Genomic DNA, 15,249 nt, shown 5'->3' with positions numbered 1-15,249 from the left:
AATGCTCTTCCGATCTCACCGTGGGCGGGGCCGTCGCCGGCGCGGGTGAGCCCACCGTCGACGCGTCGGGCGAGGTGCGCGGCGACACCTGCCACCTCGACGTCGCCGACAGCAGCGGCATGATGATCTCCGCGACCCCCAGCGGCGGCTGGCTCCAGTCCTCGCCCACCGTGCCGGGACTCGGCTTCTGCCTCTCCACCCGCGGCCAGATGTTCTGGGTCGAGCAGGGGCTGGCGAACTCGCTGCGCCCCGGCGCACGCCCCCGTACGACCCTCACACCGTCCTTCGCCCTCAAGGACGGCAAACCCTGGCTCGCGTTCGGCACGCCGGGCGGCGACTTCCAGGACCAGTGGACGCTGCACTTCTTCCTCAACGTCGTGCACGGCGGCATGAACCTCCAGGAGGCCATCGACTTCCCCGAGTTCCACACCACCCACATGCCGAACTCGTTCTACCCGCGCGACGCCCACCCGGGGCACGTCCTGCTGGAGGACCGCCACGACCCGGAGGTGGTCGCCGAGCTGCGCAGGCGAGGACATATCGTGACGACGGGGGACGGCTGGTCCCTCGGCCACGTCAGCGCCGTCGCGCGCGAGGACGGCTGGCTGAGGGCCGCGGCCAACCCCCGCGGCATGCAGGGCTACGCGGTAGGAAGGTAGAAGAGCAGATGATCACGGCCGAGTACACGCTGCCGGGCATCCACGTACGGGACCACAGGGTGGACGTCCCGCTCGACTGGGCCGCACCGGACGGCCCGGCCATCACGGTGTTCGCCAGGGAACTCGTCGACCCTGAGCGCCGGCGCGACGACCTGCCGTACCTGACCTACCTCCAGGGCGGTCCCGGCGGGAAGTCGCCGCGTCCGACGGCCAGGAGCGGCTGGATCGGCGAGGCCCTCAAGACCCACCGGGTGGTCCTGCTCGACCAGCGGGGCACCGGCCGCAGCACCCCCGTCGACGGGACCGTGATGGCGGCACTCGGCACGGCCGAGGCGGGCGCCGCGTACCTCTCCCACTTCCTCGCGCCCTCGATCGTCGCCGACGCGGAGCACCTGCGGAAGACGGTGTTCGGCGGCCGGCCCTGGACGACGCTCGGCCAGAGCTACGGCGGCTTCCTGACGCTGTGCTACCTGTCCCAGGCCCCGGAGGGGCTGCACGCGTGCCTGGTGACCGGCGGTCTCGCGTCGGTGACATCGGATGCCTCCGACGTCTACCGGCACACGTACCCGCGGGTCGAGGCGAAGAACCGGATCTACCGCGAGCGCTACCCGCACGACGTGGACGTGGTCGCGCGGGTCGCCGACCGCGTCGCGGCGGGCGACGTGGTCCTGCCGGACGGCGACGTCCTGACGGTACGGCGGCTGCAGGCCCTCGGCATGGGCTTCGGGATGAAGCCCGGCTTCGAGCGCGTGCACTGGCTGTTCGACGAGGCGTTCGCCGAAGGGCCCGGGACGGGGGAGCGGCTGACGGACACGTTCCTCGCCGGCGTCAGGGACAGCACGGCCTTCTACACCAACCCGCTGTACGCCGCGCTCCAGGAGACGATCTACGGGAGCGGCGCGGGGGCCACCGCCTGGGCGGCGGAACGCGAACGCGCGGCCCGGCCGCAGTTCGGCGAGGACGCGAGGCCCCTGCTGTTCACGGGCGAGATGGTCTACCCCTGGATGTTCGAGGAGATCAGGGCGCTGCGGCCGTTCCGTGCCGCCGTCGAACTGCTCGCCGCGCGCGACGAGTGGCCCGCCCTCTACGACCTGGACCAACTGGCCGCAAACGAGGTGCCGCTGGCGGCCGCGGTCTACTTCGACGACATGTACGTCGACTCGGGGCTCCAGCTGGAGACCGTGTCCCGGGTCGGCAACGCGCACGCCTGGGTGACCAACGAGTACGAGCACGACGGCCTCCACGAGGACGCCCGCGTCTTCTCCCACCTGCGCGGCATGCTCAAGGACCGGGGCCTGTTCGGCGCCCGCTGAGCACAGCGCCGCCCCCGCCCGGGTCGCGGGCGGGGGCCGCCGCCGCGCGTCAGGCGGCGGAGCCGAGCGGCCCCGCGCCCTGCGTGTCGTGGTGGATCGGCGAGCGCGCCCCCGTCAGCGGTGCGCCCGACCCGCCCCGGGCCGCCGCCACGATCTCCGACGCGATGGACAGCGCGGTCTCCTCGGGCGAACGGGCGCCCAGGTCGAGGCCGATCGGCGAACGCAGCCCGGCCAGCTCACGCTCGCTCAGCCCCGCCTCCCGCAGCCGCCACGAGCGGTCCTCGTGCGTGCGGCGCGATCCCATCGCGCCGACGAACGCGACCGGCAGCCTCAGCGCCACCTCCAGGAGCGGCACGTCGAACTTCGCGTCGTGCGTCAGGACGCACAGCACGGTGCGCCCGTCCGTCTCGGTGCCCGCCAGATAGCGGTGCGGCCACTCGACGACGATCTCGTCCGCGTCGGGGAAGCGCTCCCGGGTGGCGAAGACCGGGCGTGCGTCGCACACCGTCACGTGGTAGCCGAGGAACTTCCCCATGCGGGCGAGCGCGGCCGCGAAGTCCACGGCCCCGAAGACGATCATGCGCGGGGGCGGCACGCTCGACTCCACCAGCAGCGTCACCGGCTGGCCGCAGTACGAACCGTCCGCGCCCACCACGACCGTCCCCGTGCGGCCGGCCGCCAGCATGGCACGCGCCTCCCCCTCGGCCGTACGGTCGAGCTCGGGGTGGCCGCCGAGCGAACCGCGCGAGGCCTGGTCGGGGCCGACGAGCATCGCCGCGCCCATCAGCTCCTGCGGCCCGTCCGCCACGCGCACGAGCGCCGCCGTGTCACCGCGCACCACGGCGGACAGCCCGGCCGCGAACACCGCCGCGGCCGTCGTGCCGGGCGCCATCGGGGTCACGAGGATGTCGATCACGCCGCCGCACGTAAGACCCACCACGAAGGCGTCGTCGTCGCTGTAGCCGAACCGTTCGAGCACGCTGTGGCCGCCGGCCATGGCCTGCTCGCACAGCTCGTACACGGCGCCCTCGACGCATCCGCCGGACACCGAGCCGATCACGGCGCCAGCGCTGTCGACGGCGAGCGCGGCGCCCGGCTGCCGCGGAGCGCTGCCGCCGACCGCCACGACGGTGGCCACGGCGAACGTCCGGCCCTGTGAAACCCACCGGTCGAGCTCGCCGGCGATGTCCAGCATGGTGATCTCCGTAAGGTGTTGTGCGGCCAGGAAGGCCTGAGGGGCGCCCCCGGCCGGAGGGCGCTCCGGTCGCAGGGCGCTCGGGCCGGAGGGCCGCCGGGGCGCCCCTCCGGCCGGGGCCGGTCAGCCGCGCTCAGCGGCCGCCGCGAGTACCCGGTCGGGCCTGATCGGCAGCTGCCTGTGGCGCACGCCCGTCGCGTGCCACACGGCGTTCGCGACGGCCGCCGCCGCTCCCACGATGCCGATCTCGCCGAGCCCCTTGATCCCCGTCGGGTCGTGCGGGTCGACCTCGTCCACCCAGTCCGCCTCGATCAGCGGGACGTCGGCGTTCGCGGCGATGTGGTACCCGGCCAGGTCACCGCCGACGAGACCGCCGGACGCCGCATCCCTGTGCGCCTCCTCGTGCAGGGCCATGGACAGCCCCCACACCATCCCGCCGACGAGCTGGCTGCGCGCGGTGAGCGGGTTCACCACACGGCCCGCCGCGAACATGCCCAGCATGCGCCGCACCCGCACCTCGCCCGTGGCGATGTCGACGGCGGCCTCCGCGAACTGCGCGCCGAACGAGTGCCGTTCGAGTTTCGCCAGCCCGCGCACGGCGTCCAGCGAGTTGCCGCGCACGGTGATCCCGTCCGCCGGAATCTCCATGCCTGGCACCAGCACCGCCCGCAGTTCCGCGACCGCGGCGACGATCGCGTGCGCCCAGGACCTGGTGCCCGTGGAGCCGCCCGCGAGCATCGCCTGGCCGAAGTCGCTGTCCGCGATGCGCATGCGGATCCGGTCGACCGGGACCTCCAGCGCGTCGGCCGCGATCTGCACCAGCGCGGTCCGCGCCCCCGTGCCGATGTCGGCCGCGGTGATCCGCACGGTGAAGTCGCCGCCGGCCTCGGCCGTCACGGACGCGGTCGACGGCACGACACCGGCCGTGTAGGTCGCGGCCGCCACGCCCGTACCCAGCAGCCAGCGGCCTTCCCTGCGCACGGCGGGCCGCGGGTCGCGCTCCGCCCACCCGAACCTGCGGGCGCCCTCCTCGAAGCAGGCCACCGTCGACCTGCTGCTGAATGGGAGCCCCGAGACCGGCCCGACGGCCGGCTCGTTGCGGATCCGCAGCGCGACCGGGTCGACACCGCACCGCTCCGCCAGCTCGTCCATCGCCGATTCGACGGCGAAGGAACCGGGCGCCTCGCCGGGCGCGCGCATCCAGCGCGGGGTGGGCACGTCGAGCGGCACCACGCGGTTCACCGTGTGGTGCGCGTCCGCCCCGTACAGCACCCGGCTGATGGCGGCGCTCGACTCCACGTACTCCATGACCCGCGACGTGTAGCTGGACGCCTGGTGGTCGAGGGCGCGCAGCCGGCCGTCCGCGTGGGCACCGAGGCGCATCCGCTGCGCCGTCGCGGGGCGGTGGCCGACCAGCGAGAACACCTGGCGGCGCGTCATGACGACCCGCACAGGACGGTGGACGACCGTCGCGGCCATCGCCGCGAGCACCGAGTGCGGGCGCACCAGGCCCTTGGACCCGAACCCGCCGCCGACATGCTCGGAGACCACGCGCACCGAGGAGGGGTCGAGGGAGAGGAGCGCCGCGAGGTCCTGCGCGGTGGCGAAGGCGCCCTGGGTGGTGTCGATCACCTCGAGGCGGCCGTCCTCCCAGCGCGCGATCGCCCCGTGCGGCTCCATGGCGTTGTGGTGCTCCTCGGGCGTGGTGTACCACTCGTCCACCACGACGGCGGACGCGGCGAGTTCGGCCTCCATGTCGCCCTTGGAGATCTCGACCGAGTCGTCCTCGTCGTCGCCCGGTGTGTAGGTGTCCGGGTGGCCGGCCCGGAACACCGTGTCGTGCGGCTCCTGCTCGTAGTGCACGACGAGCGACTCCGCGGCCTCCCTCGCCTGTTCCGGCGTCTCGGCCACGACCAGCGCGACCGGCCAGCCGACGTGCGGGACGCGGTCGTTCTGGAGCACCTGAACGGTCGGGTCGGGGCCGAAGAAGCCGGAGGCCTCCGCGAGGTGCGGCGCGTTCTCGTGATGCAGCACCGCGAGCACGCCGGGCATCGCCTCGACGGGGGCACTGTCGATGGCGGTGATCCGGCCGCGTGCCACGGTGGACAGCACCATCCAGCCGTGGGCGAGCTCGGTGAAGTGGTGCTCGGCCGCATACCGTGCCGCGCCCGTCACCTTGTCGAGGCCCTCCACCCGGGTGTGCGCGACCCCGACGGCCCCCGCCAGCCTGGTCGCCTCGGTCGTCGTGGTCATCGGGCGCTCTCCTCGGCGAGTCGGGTCAGCTCGGAGACGATGAGGTTGCGTGTCAACGTCACCTTGTACGCGTTGTCCGGCAGGGGCTTCGCGGCGGCCAGTTCGGCGTCCGCCGCGGCGGCGAACGCCTCCGCCGTCGCGGGCCCGCCCGTCAGCGCGCGTTCCGCCGCACGGGCCCGCCAGGGCCTGGACGCGACCGCCCCGAGCGCGAGCCGCACCTCCTCGACGACGCCGCCGCGCACCGCGAGCGCGGCGGCGACGGAGCCGATGGCGAACGCGTACGAGGCGCGCTCCCTGACCTTGCGGTAGTGGGAGACCGCGGCGACCGGCGCGGGACCGACGGTCACGTGCGTGATCAGCGCGCCAGGCGGCAGTGCCGTCTCCAGGTGCGGGGTGTCGCCGACAGGCAGGTAGAAGTCCGCCAGCGGCAGCTCGCCCGGCCCGTCCACCGTCTCGTACGAGACGACGGCGTCCAGCGCGGCGAGCGGGACCGCCATGTCCGACGGGTGGGTGGCCACGCAGTGCGTGGACGCGCCCAGGATCGCGTGGTTGTGGTGCTCACCGGCGATCGCCGGGCAGCCGCTGCCGGGAACGCGCTTGTTGCACGGCGCGCTCGTGTCGGCGAAGTACCCGCACCGGGTGCGCTGCAGCAGGTTCCCGCCGACCGTCGCCATGTTGCGCAGCTGCCCCGACGCGCCCGCCAGCAGCGCCTCGGCCAGCATCGGGTAGCGCCGCCGCACCTCGGGGTGGACGGCGAGGTCGCTGTTGGTGACGGTGGCGCCGATGCGCAGCCCGCCGTCCTCGGTGACCTCGACACGGTCGAGCGGAAGCTCGCGTACGTCGACGAGCAGCGCGGGCCGCTCCACGCCCGACTTCATCAGGTCGACGAGGTTCGTACCGCCGCCCAGGTAGGACGTGCCGCCGTCCGCGCCGCGCAGTGCGACGGCACCCGGGACGTCCGTGGCGCGCTCGTAGCCGAACTCCCTCATGCCGTCACCGCCGTGCCGGCCTCGGCGCCGGCGAGGTCCCCGCCCTGCGCGCTCTTGTCCTGAGCGGACTCGCCCTGCGCGGCCTCGGCCGCACGCGCCACCGCCTGGACGATCGACACGTACGCGCCGCACCGGCACAGGTTGCCGCTCATCCGCTCCCGGATCTCGTCCGCGTCCAGCGGTGGCGCCCCGGCCTCAGGACGTACGTCCTCGGTCGCGGCGCTCGGCCAGCCGGCCGCGTGCTCCTCGATGACGGCTATCGCCGAGCAGATCTGCCCGGGAGTGCAGTAACCGCACTGGTAGCCGTCCAGGTCGATGAAGGCCTGCTGCACGGGGTGCAGCGTGTCGCCGTCCGCGACGCCCTCGATGGTGGTGACCTCGCGCCCCTCGGCGGCGACGGCGAACTGGAGGCAGGAGACGGCGCGGCGGCCGTCGATCAGCACCGTGCAGGCACCGCACTGGCCGTGGTCGCAGCCCTTCTTCGAACCGGTCAGCTCCAGATGGTCCCGCAGTGCGTCGAGCAGGGTGGTGCGGTGGTCCACGGGCAGGGTGCGCCGCTCGCCGTTGACGTGCAAGGTGATCGTGCTGGATGTCGCCAGGGCCATGTCCGGCCATCTCCTGAGTACTCGGTGTCGCCCGTGCGTGCGCGATCCCGTCCGTCCGGCGCCGGGCGCTCCGGCGGGCAAACACGTCGCTGCCGGGGGCTGCCGACGCAAATGGGCATGCCTTATGGTGGGCGGGCAACCGGACGATGATCCGCTTAGGTGAAATTAGCGGACTGCTGTCCGCTTAGCAAGAGTTCTTCGATGGGACCCGAGAAGAGGACGCGTGCGCCCGGTAAAGAGCGAGCCGCTGCGCTCGGACGCGCTGCGCAACCGCCGGCGGATCCTGGAAGTCGCCTGGGACGTGCTGACCGAGCACCCGGACGCCTCGATCACGTCGATCGCGCGCAGGGCACACGTCGGGCAGGGCACCTTCTACCGCCACTTCCCGAGCCGCGAGGCCCTCATCCTCGAGGTCTACCGCTACGAGGTCCAGCAGGTCGCCGAGTCCGCCGACCGGCTGCTCGCGACGCGCTCGCCCGACCGTGCGCTACGGGAGTGGCTCGACCGCCTCTCCTGCTACGCCATGACCAAGGCCGGCCTCGCCGAGGCCATGCGCAAGGCGACCTGCGCACGCGGGAGCCTGGCGGGCGTGGGCCACGACTCCGTCAGGTCCGCCGTCGAGACGCTCCTCGCGGCCAACCACGAGGCGGGCACGGTCAGCCGGGACATCGGCGCCGACGACCTCCTGCTCGCGATCGCGGGCCTGTGGCAGATCGACCCGGACGGCGACTGGGAGGCCCGCGCCCGGCGGCTGCTCGACCTCGTGGTCGAGGGCCTGCTCGCGAGCGCGCCGCGGGGCCCGGCCTGCGAGACCTGCGGCGAGCCCGCCGCGGCCCGGGCCGCGGGCCCCGACCGCGGCGCAACCGGGGACGAGGACCACGCGACGAACGGCCGGTGACCCGCGCCGTTGGGAAACCCCTCGACCCGGCGGCCCGCGCCGGGAGACCCTTCGGCATGGAGTTCCTCTGCTACCACCGCGACCGGCCCGGCTCCCTGCCGCTGCGCGAAGAGCTGTCCGAAGAGCACTGGTCGTACATGGACCGGTACGCGAAGGAGATGATCGCCAGGGGCCCGACGTTCAGCGGCGACACGCCAACCGGCAGCCTGCACATCGTCGACCTGGCCGGTCCTGCCGCCGCCCGCGCGTTCGCCCTCGACGAGCCGAACCACCAGGCCGGGGTCTACCGTGACGTGCTGCTGCGCCGGTGGCGCAACACGCTGGGACGCACGATGTGGGACTTCCCCGGCGGCCGCACGGGCGGCAACCGCTACCTGGTCCTCGGCCTCGGCACGGGGCAGGCCGCCGACCTCGCGGTGCCGGCCGGCCGGGACGAACTGATCGCCTACGGGCCGCTGCTGTCCGACGACGGCGCCGCCTGGCTGGGCACGGCGGCGCTGCTCCGCGCCCAGGACCGGGCCTCCGCACGCGCCGTCCTGACCCGCGAGCGGTACGCGGCCGTCGAGGTGCACGACTGGCAGTTCGGCGGGCGCCCCTGACGGCGCACACGGCAGCCCGGTCACCGGCCGGCCGCAAGCGCGGGCCGCCGGTGACCCGCTAGCACCGGCCGGACGCCAGCACCGCCACCGCCGGAAGGCCGATCAACCCGTCCCCGTCCAGCCGCTCGGCCGCGAGCTTGTCGTACGCGGCCTTGACCCGCGCGTACATCTCGGGTGTCTGCTCCGACAGCACACGGCCGATGCCGGCCACGCCACCGGCCGGGCCCGACCACCAGACCTCGGGGTCCTCCCGATGCGTCCAGGCGAGTTCGCTCCCGGCCACCTCGTCCAGTCCCGCCTGGTCCAGCAGACCGCGGAGGCCTTCCGCGGTCCGGGCGAAGCTCATCGGGGCGGGGTACGACGGGCGCACCACGCCTGCCTCGTCCAGCGCCTGATTGAACAGCGACATCGCCTCGTTGGCCGTGGCGTGCCAGACCGTCACCGCGAGCCGGCCACCTGGCCGGGCCACCCGGCGCAGCTCGGTCAGCACCGCCCAGGGGTCCTCCACGTGGTTGACCACGAAGTTGGCCACCACGGCGTCGAACGAGCCATCCGGGAAGGGCAGTTCGGGCAGCACACCGTGCCTGACGTCCGCCCCGGGCGCGTTCGCGGCCGCCAGCTCCACCATGCTCGGCTCCGCGTCCACCGCGACGACCCCGGCGCCACGCGCCAGCGCCGCCACCGCGATCGTGCCAGGACCCGTGCCGACGTCCAGCACGCGGGCGCCGTCGCGGACCCCGGCCGCGTCCAGCAGCGGCCCCGCCGTCGCCGCGCACAGGGCCGCGAAGCTCCCCGCGTACGCCTTGGCGGCGCCCGTCCACATCCGCCGCTCGTGTGCGTCGAACTCGCCCGTCATCCTTCGCCCTCCCCAGGTGCGGCACTCGCGGCAACTCTATGCGTGCCATGGGCAAGCCACGGAACCCGGGCGACGTCCGGCCGGCCCTACAGCACGAAGCCGTGCGGAAACGGGTCGTCCGGGTCGAGCAGGTATGTACCCATGCCGGTGATCCACGCCCGCCCGGTGAACTCCGGCACGATCGCGGGCCTGCCCGCGACCTCCGTCTCCGCGACCACCCGCCCCGTGAAGCGGGTGCCGATGAACGACTCGTTCACGAACGGCGCGCCGACGGACAGTTCGCCGCGCGCGTGCAACTGCGCCATCCGCGCCGACGTGCCCGTGCCGCACGGCGAGCGGTCGAACCAGCCCGGCTGGATGGCCATCGCGTTGCGCGAGTGGCGCGCGTCGGAGCCCGGCGCGAGGAACTGCACGTGCTTGCAGCCCCGGATGACCGGGTCGGCCGGGTGCACCGGCGGGGCGGCGGCGTTGATCGCGTCGGAGATCGCCAGGCCGGCCGCGAGGATCTCGTCCTTGCGCGCCCGGTCGAAGGGCAGGCCGATGGAGGCCAGGTCGACGATGGCGTAGAAGTTGCCGCCGTACGCCATGTCGTAGCGGACCTCGCCGAGGCCGGGCACCGCGACCGTCGCGTCCAGCGCGAGCGCGAACGCGTCGACGTTGCGCAGGGTCACGCTCTCGGCCACCCCGTCGCTCACCGCCACGCGCGCCTCGACGAGCCCGGCAGGCGTGTCGAGGCGCACGACGGTCTCCGGCTCCGTCACCGCCATCATCCCCGTCTCCACCAGGACCGTCGCCACACCGATCGTGCCGTGCCCGCACATCGGCAGGAAGCCGCTCACCTCGATGTACAGCACCCCCCAGTCGGCGCCCTCGCGCAGCGGGGGCTGGAGGATCGCTCCGCTCATGGCGGAGTGACCGCGCGGCTCGTCCACCAGGAACCGCCGCAGCTCGTCCAGGTGCTCGACGGCGTACGCGCGCCGCCGCGCCATCGACTCGCCGGGGATGGGCGCCACGCCGCCGGTGACGACGCGCGTGGGCATCCCCTCGGTGTGCGAGTCGACGGCACTGAGTGTGCGGACACTGCGCATCAGGCCCGCTGCCCCTCGTCGCCGAGCGCGGCCAGGGCGTCGATCGCGCGCCGCATGTCGGCCGTGACCTGCTCGCGGAACGCGGGCACGAGGGGGCCGCGCGGCGGGCGGCACGGACCGCCGTAGCGGCCCACCATCTCCATGCCGAGCTTGATGGCCTGGACGAACTCGGTGCGCGAGTCCCAGCGGAAAGCGGCGACGAGCGGCTCGTACAGCGCCCGCGCCTCCTCAAGCTTGCCCGCGCGCGCCAGCTGGAACAGCCGCGCCGACTCGGCGGGGAAGACGTTGGGGAACCCGGCGAACCAGCCGGCGGCGCCCATCAGGAGGCTTTCGAGCACCACGTCGTCGGCGCCGCTGATCACGTCGAGTCCTGGCGCCTGCTCCTTGATCTCCAGCACGCGCCGCACGTCGCCGGAGAACTCCTTCACCGCGAACACGTTGTCGATCGCGGCGATCTCGGAGAGCAGCGCAGGGGTCAGATCCACCTTCGTGTCGAAGGGGTTGTTGTAGACCATGACAGGCAGCCCGACGGCCGCGACGGCCTCGAAGTGCGCGATGACCTCGCCCGGGTTGGCGCGGTACATGGTGGGCGGCAGGCACAGCACACCGTCCGCGCCGTCCTCGGCCGCCGCCTCCGCCCAGCGGGCGGCCAGGTGCGAACCGACGCCGTGCACGCCGACGATGACCTTGCCGCGTCCGGCGACGGCCCCGATCGCCGTGCGGGCGACGGCGCGGCGCTCGTCGTCGGTGAGCGACGAGTACTCGCCGAGCGAGCCGTTGGGGCCGACACCGTCGCAGCCGTTGTCGACGAGCCACGAGCAGTGCTCGGCGTACTTGTCGAGGTCGACGGCGAGCCCGGCGGGCGCGGAGGCGTCCTCGCGGTAGGGCAGGGCTGTGGCGACGACGACGCCGTTGAGCACGGCGCCGGGGGACGAGGTGGTCATCTGCGCGATCTCCTTCTGGTCATACGGGAAGGCCTGGACGGACTTGACGGGTGGCATGGGCTGGGCGGGCCGGGCGGACGACACCGGGAGCAGCGGTGGGCGCGGCTGACCGCGCCGGCGGTCACCCCTCACGCTCCGCCGGCGGTGCGGCGAGTTCTGCGAGGCGGATCGGTTCCGCGACCGGCCTGCGGTGCGGCGCGGCCGGATCCGGGTCCGGCGCGCCGAGCCGCGCCCTCAGCTCGGCCACCGTCACCCCGCACATCCGCCCCTGGCAGGGGCCGAGCCCGGCCCTCGTACCGAGCCGCGCGACCCGCGCCTCGGACGACACCGGGTCGCCCGCCGCCGCGCACACCGCCGCGTAGTCCGTCTCCTCGCACCGGCACACGATCGTGTCGCCGCGCAGCCAGCCGGGCCACTCCCTCCCGACCGGATGCGCGTGGGCGAGCCGTTCGGCGAACGCGCGGCCCTGGTCGCGGGCGCGGCGCAGCGGTGCGAGGGTGCGCGCCGAAGGGTCGCCCCCCGCGGCGAACCAGCCCGCCACCGCGCCCTCCGCGCGTGCGGCCGGCGCGCCCGCGATGCCGGTGACCTCGCCCGCCGCGTACACGCCGGGCGCGCTCGTGCGCTGCTCCCCGTCGACCTCGACGAACACCTCGGCGGGCGCCGAGCCGCGCAGCTCGCACCCGGACGCGACCGCGAGTTCCAGGCGCGGTGTGAAGCCGTGGCCGACGCACACCGCGTCCGCCGCCGTCACCCGCTCGGTGCCCGGCACGACCGACCAGTCGCCGCGCACCCGCGCGCTCACGACCTCCTCCACGCGTCCGTCGCCGCGTGCCTCGATCACGGCGCGGCCCGGCAGGTACGGCACACGCTCGCGGGCCAGCGCCGCCGTGTACGAGGCGAGTTCGCCGGTCTTGCCCGCCTGCGCGGCCAGCTCCCAGGGCTTGCGCAGCCAGCCGCGCGTCGCGGAGGCGGCGCGCGCGGCCTCAAGCACCTCCACCACCCGCGACCCGGCTTCGAGCAGCGAGACCGCGACCGGAAGCAGGAACGGTCCCGTGCCCGCCACCACGACCCGGTCGCCGACAGCCACCCTCTCGCCCTTCGCGAGCGCCTGCGCGGCCCCGGCCGTGAACACGCCGGGCAACTCCCAGCCGGGGAAGGGCAGTACGCGGTCATGCGCGCCGGGCGCCAGCACCAGCGCGTCCGGGCGGAGCGTCCGCCGCTCGCGCGGCAATCCGCCGGTGAGCACGTGCACCAGCGGGGCGCGCGACGGGTCGTCCCGCTCGATCGCCCACACCGACGTGTCCGCGAGCCAGGTGGAGCGCCGGTGCCCGATGACCCGCATCGAGCGCTGCTCGAACGCGTTGTAACCGTGCTGCAGTACGTCGGGGTTGGCCGCCTCGTACGCGTCGGGCAGCATCCGGTGGTACTGGCCGCCCGGCTGCTCCGCCGAGTCGACCAGTGTGACGCGCGCACCCGCCGCGAGCGCCGCGTCGGCGGCCGCGAGACCCGCGGGGCCCGCGCCCACGACCACCACATGGCGGCCCACCACATGGCGGCCCGTGCCGCCCGTGCCCGCGCTCACCGCTCGCCCCGCTCGTCCCGTGCCTGCGTGGAGACCGCGTCGCCCTCGTGCACGCGCCTGCGGCAGGCCCGCACATCGCGCTCGCCGTTGACCGTCACCAGGCAGTCGAAGCACACACCGATCCCGCAGAACACACCGCGCGGCGCCCCGGACCCGGTGGCCCGCCACGCCGTGCGCCCGGACGCCAGCAGCAGCCCCGCGACGGTCTGCCCCGCGATGCCGCGCACCGGTTCGCCGTCGACGGTCACGGTCACCGGTGTCTCCATGCGCCGCACGGGGTCGGTGGCATGTGGCACGAGCCTCGGACTCACGTCGTCTCCTCCCCGGCCGTGGACCCGGCCGGTACGTCCTCACCCAGCACCGCCGGCCGGTCCACCCGGAACGGGCCGGCGTCGATCTCCGGCTCGCGCCCGTCGAGCAGCGCGCGCACCAGCCGCGCCGTCCCCACCGACAGGCCGATGCCCGCGCCCTCGTGGCCGCTCGCGTGCCACAGCCCGGCCAGCCGCGGATCGGGGCCGATCACCGGCAGATGGTCGGGAACGTACGGCCTGAAGCCGCCGTAGGCACGCATCACGGGCACTCGCGCGAGTGACGGGAAGAGCCTCAGCGCCTTCGCCGCGATCGCGGACAGCACCTCGGGGCGCGTCCTGGCGTCGAATCCGACGCGGCGCCTCGACGAGCCGAGCAGCACGCTGCCCGCGAGTGTCGCCTCGACGACGGCGGACGTCTGGAGATCGCCGGCCCCGCTGCCGACCGCACCGACGTAGTCGGCGTCGTACACCTTGTGGAACACCGTCGGTGGGAGCGGTGTGGTCACCAGCACCTCGCCGCGCCTCGGCCTGATGTCGACGGGCGCGCCGAGCCGCGCGGCGAGCTCGCCCGACCAGGGACCCGCCGCGTTGAGGAAGACGTCGCCCTCCAGCGTGCCGTGGGACGTGCGGACGCCCGTCAGCCGGCCGCCGCGCACGACGCCGCCGAGCACCTCGCGGCCGGAGCGCAGGGACGCGCCGGCCGCGAGGGCGCCTGAGAGGAGCGCCGCGGCCGCGCCGGCGGGCTGCACCTGGGCGTCCTGCGGGTAGTGCACGGCCGCGGTGTGCTCGCGGGTGACGTGCGGCTCGGCGGCGCGCAGCGCGTCCGCGTCCATCGCCTCGGCCACCACCCCCGACGCCCGCTGGGACGCGGCGAACGGCCGCAGACCGTCGGCGCCCGCCCGGGTGGTGGCCACCACGATGCCGCCCTTGGGCTGCCATTCGGCCTGCACGGCGAGGCCGCCGAGGTCCGTCAGCACCTCGGGCCACAGGCGCCGGGAGAGTTTCGCCAGTTCGAGTTCGGGCCCCGGGCCCTTGTCGGACAGCAGGATGTTGCCCTCGCCGTGGGAGGTAGTCGCGGCAGCCGGGCCGCCCCGGTCGATCACCAGGACGTCGCAACCCGCGAGGGCGAGTTCCCTGGCACAGGCGGACCCGACGATGCCGGCACCGAGAATCACGACACGCGTTCGGTCCACCCGTCCTCCTCGTTCTGTAAAGCGAACGACCTGAGACTAGGTCGCCCGGGGATGGGTGTCAACGGCTGACCATGGCCGCCCGGTACGTAACGCCCTGCGCGGCCCGCGCGGTACGACCGCTCAGTGCGGCGCGCCGTGCCGCTCCTGCGGCTCACCGGCGCCCGACCTGTAGTGCAGGAGGAGCACCGAGTGCACGGGCCCGTCGGGCGCCGCATAGCAGTGCGGCAGTGACGCGTCGAACGACACGTAGTCGCCGGCGCCGAGCTCCACGCGGTGCCCGTCCACCTCCACCGCGAGCGTCCCGCTCTGCACGACCGTGTGCTCGGTGCCCGCGTGCCCGAGCGACGGCTGGCGCGAGTCCGCCCTCACCTGCTGGTCGTAGAGTTCCATGATCACACCGCCGGTCTCGATGCGCTGGAGCGGCCGCAGGTCGACGCCCTCGCCGCTGAGCACCTCGGCATCCGCCGCGCGCACCACCGTCACCGTGTCGGTGCGGCGCGTGTCGAGCAGGTCCGAGATCGGCATCTCCAGCGCGCGCGAGAGGCTGAACACCGTCTCGATCGTCGGGTTGCCCGTGGCCGACTCCAGCTGGGAGAGCGTCGCCTTGCCGATCTTCGAAAGCCGCGAGAGCTCCGACAGGGACAGGCCGCGGCGCGTGCGCTCGCGTCTGAGGTTGGCGGCCAGGACGTCCCTGACCGAACTGCTTGCGGGGGTCACTCGATGCTCCTACGGCGGTCGGCTGCGTTCGTCTCAGCGTACGGGTG

General features: G+C 74.2%; 15 protein-coding genes. 4 read left to right on the top strand and 11 right to left on the bottom strand.

The genetic code is table 11. The features are described 5' to 3' along the window. Positions 1-659: gamma-glutamyltransferase (locus JFN87_RS17735; protein WP_209341067.1), on the top strand; the 659-nt coding region annotated here is incomplete at its 5' end. Positions 660-667: 8 nt separating this feature from the next. Further along, positions 668-1,972 (top strand): alpha/beta fold hydrolase, encoded by a 1,305-nt coding sequence (locus JFN87_RS17730; RefSeq protein WP_209341066.1) that lies wholly within the window; start codon positions 668-670, stop codon positions 1,970-1,972. 49 nt (positions 1,973-2,021) lie between these two features. Here the strand turns inward: JFN87_RS17730 and JFN87_RS17725 are convergent, their stop codons facing one another. The 4 genes from JFN87_RS17725 to JFN87_RS17710 all read right to left on the bottom strand — a co-directional run bounded on the left by JFN87_RS17725 (position 2,022) and on the right by JFN87_RS17710 (position 7,014). Further along, the gene (locus JFN87_RS17725; protein WP_209341065.1) at positions 2,022-3,167 is read right to left on the bottom strand and encodes an XdhC family protein; all 1,146 of its coding nucleotides are present in this window, start codon (positions 3,165-3,167) and stop codon (positions 2,022-2,024) included. 123 nt (positions 3,168-3,290) lie between these two features. Next, positions 3,291-5,420 (bottom strand): xanthine dehydrogenase family protein molybdopterin-binding subunit, encoded by a 2,130-nt coding sequence (locus JFN87_RS17720; RefSeq protein ID WP_209341064.1) that lies wholly within the window; start codon positions 5,418-5,420, stop codon positions 3,291-3,293. Continuing rightward, positions 5,417-6,409 (bottom strand): FAD binding domain-containing protein, encoded by a 993-nt coding sequence (locus JFN87_RS17715; RefSeq protein ID WP_209341063.1) that lies wholly within the window; start codon positions 6,407-6,409, stop codon positions 5,417-5,419. The genes JFN87_RS17720 and JFN87_RS17715 overlap by 4 nt, the downstream gene beginning before the upstream one ends. Further along, positions 6,406-7,014, bottom strand: coding sequence for a 2Fe-2S iron-sulfur cluster-binding protein (locus tag JFN87_RS17710; RefSeq protein ID WP_209341062.1), 609 nt, complete (start codon positions 7,012-7,014; stop codon positions 6,406-6,408). Before JFN87_RS17710 ends, JFN87_RS17715 begins: the two co-directional genes overlap by 4 nt. Before the next feature lie 223 nt (positions 7,015-7,237). Here JFN87_RS17710 and JFN87_RS17705 point away from each other — a divergent pair, with 223 nt between their 5' ends. Both JFN87_RS17705 and JFN87_RS17700 read left to right on the top strand, forming a co-directional pair. Continuing rightward, positions 7,238-7,912, top strand: coding sequence for a TetR/AcrR family transcriptional regulator (locus JFN87_RS17705; RefSeq protein WP_209341061.1), 675 nt, complete (start codon positions 7,238-7,240; stop codon positions 7,910-7,912). A gap of 56 nt (positions 7,913-7,968) precedes the next feature. Beyond that, positions 7,969-8,511 (top strand): YciI family protein, encoded by a 543-nt coding sequence (locus tag JFN87_RS17700; RefSeq protein ID WP_209341073.1) that lies wholly within the window; start codon positions 7,969-7,971, stop codon positions 8,509-8,511. Positions 8,512-8,569: 58 nt separating this feature from the next. On the opposite strand, the gene JFN87_RS17695 is transcribed toward JFN87_RS17700, so the two are convergent. From JFN87_RS17695 to JFN87_RS17665, 7 genes are all read right to left on the bottom strand, one after another. Continuing rightward, positions 8,570-9,367 carry a class I SAM-dependent methyltransferase gene (locus tag JFN87_RS17695; protein ID WP_209341060.1) on the bottom strand — a complete coding sequence of 266 codons (798 nt, stop codon included), beginning with the start codon at positions 9,365-9,367 and terminating at the stop codon, positions 8,570-8,572. An 86-nt stretch (positions 9,368-9,453) separates the two neighbouring features. Then, positions 9,454-10,455, bottom strand: a complete 1,002-nt coding sequence (locus JFN87_RS17690) for a proline racemase family protein (RefSeq protein WP_209341059.1) — start codon at positions 10,453-10,455, stop codon at positions 9,454-9,456. Next, positions 10,455-11,399 carry a dihydrodipicolinate synthase family protein gene (locus JFN87_RS17685; protein WP_209341058.1) on the bottom strand — a complete coding sequence of 315 codons (945 nt, stop codon included), beginning with the start codon at positions 11,397-11,399 and terminating at the stop codon, positions 10,455-10,457. The genes JFN87_RS17690 and JFN87_RS17685 overlap by 1 nt, the downstream gene beginning before the upstream one ends. A 121-nt stretch (positions 11,400-11,520) precedes the next feature. After that, complete coding sequence (locus JFN87_RS17680; RefSeq protein WP_307865498.1) at positions 11,521-12,981, bottom strand: FAD-dependent oxidoreductase; 1,461 nt, start codon at positions 12,979-12,981, stop codon at positions 11,521-11,523. Beyond that, the gene (locus JFN87_RS17675) at positions 12,978-13,247 is read right to left on the bottom strand and encodes a (2Fe-2S)-binding protein (protein ID WP_209341071.1); all 270 of its coding nucleotides are present in this window, start codon (positions 13,245-13,247) and stop codon (positions 12,978-12,980) included. Before JFN87_RS17675 ends, JFN87_RS17680 begins: the two co-directional genes overlap by 4 nt. A 41-nt stretch (positions 13,248-13,288) precedes the next feature. Further along, positions 13,289-14,485 carry an NAD(P)/FAD-dependent oxidoreductase gene (locus JFN87_RS17670; RefSeq protein WP_209341057.1) on the bottom strand — a complete coding sequence of 399 codons (1,197 nt, stop codon included), beginning with the start codon at positions 14,483-14,485 and terminating at the stop codon, positions 13,289-13,291. Between the two features lie 120 nt (positions 14,486-14,605). Then, a complete protein-coding gene (locus JFN87_RS17665) occupies positions 14,606-15,202 on the bottom strand; it encodes a helix-turn-helix domain-containing protein (RefSeq protein ID WP_209341056.1) in 597 nt (198 codons plus the stop codon). Positions 15,203-15,249: the final 47 nt, after the last annotated feature.

The organism is Streptomyces montanisoli (assembly GCF_017813245.1).
Lineage (GTDB): Bacteria > Actinomycetota > Actinomycetes > Streptomycetales > Streptomycetaceae > Streptomyces > Streptomyces montanisoli.
The sequence above is the reverse complement of the archived record's forward strand: the minus strand, read 5'-3'. Positions and strand labels throughout refer to the sequence as shown.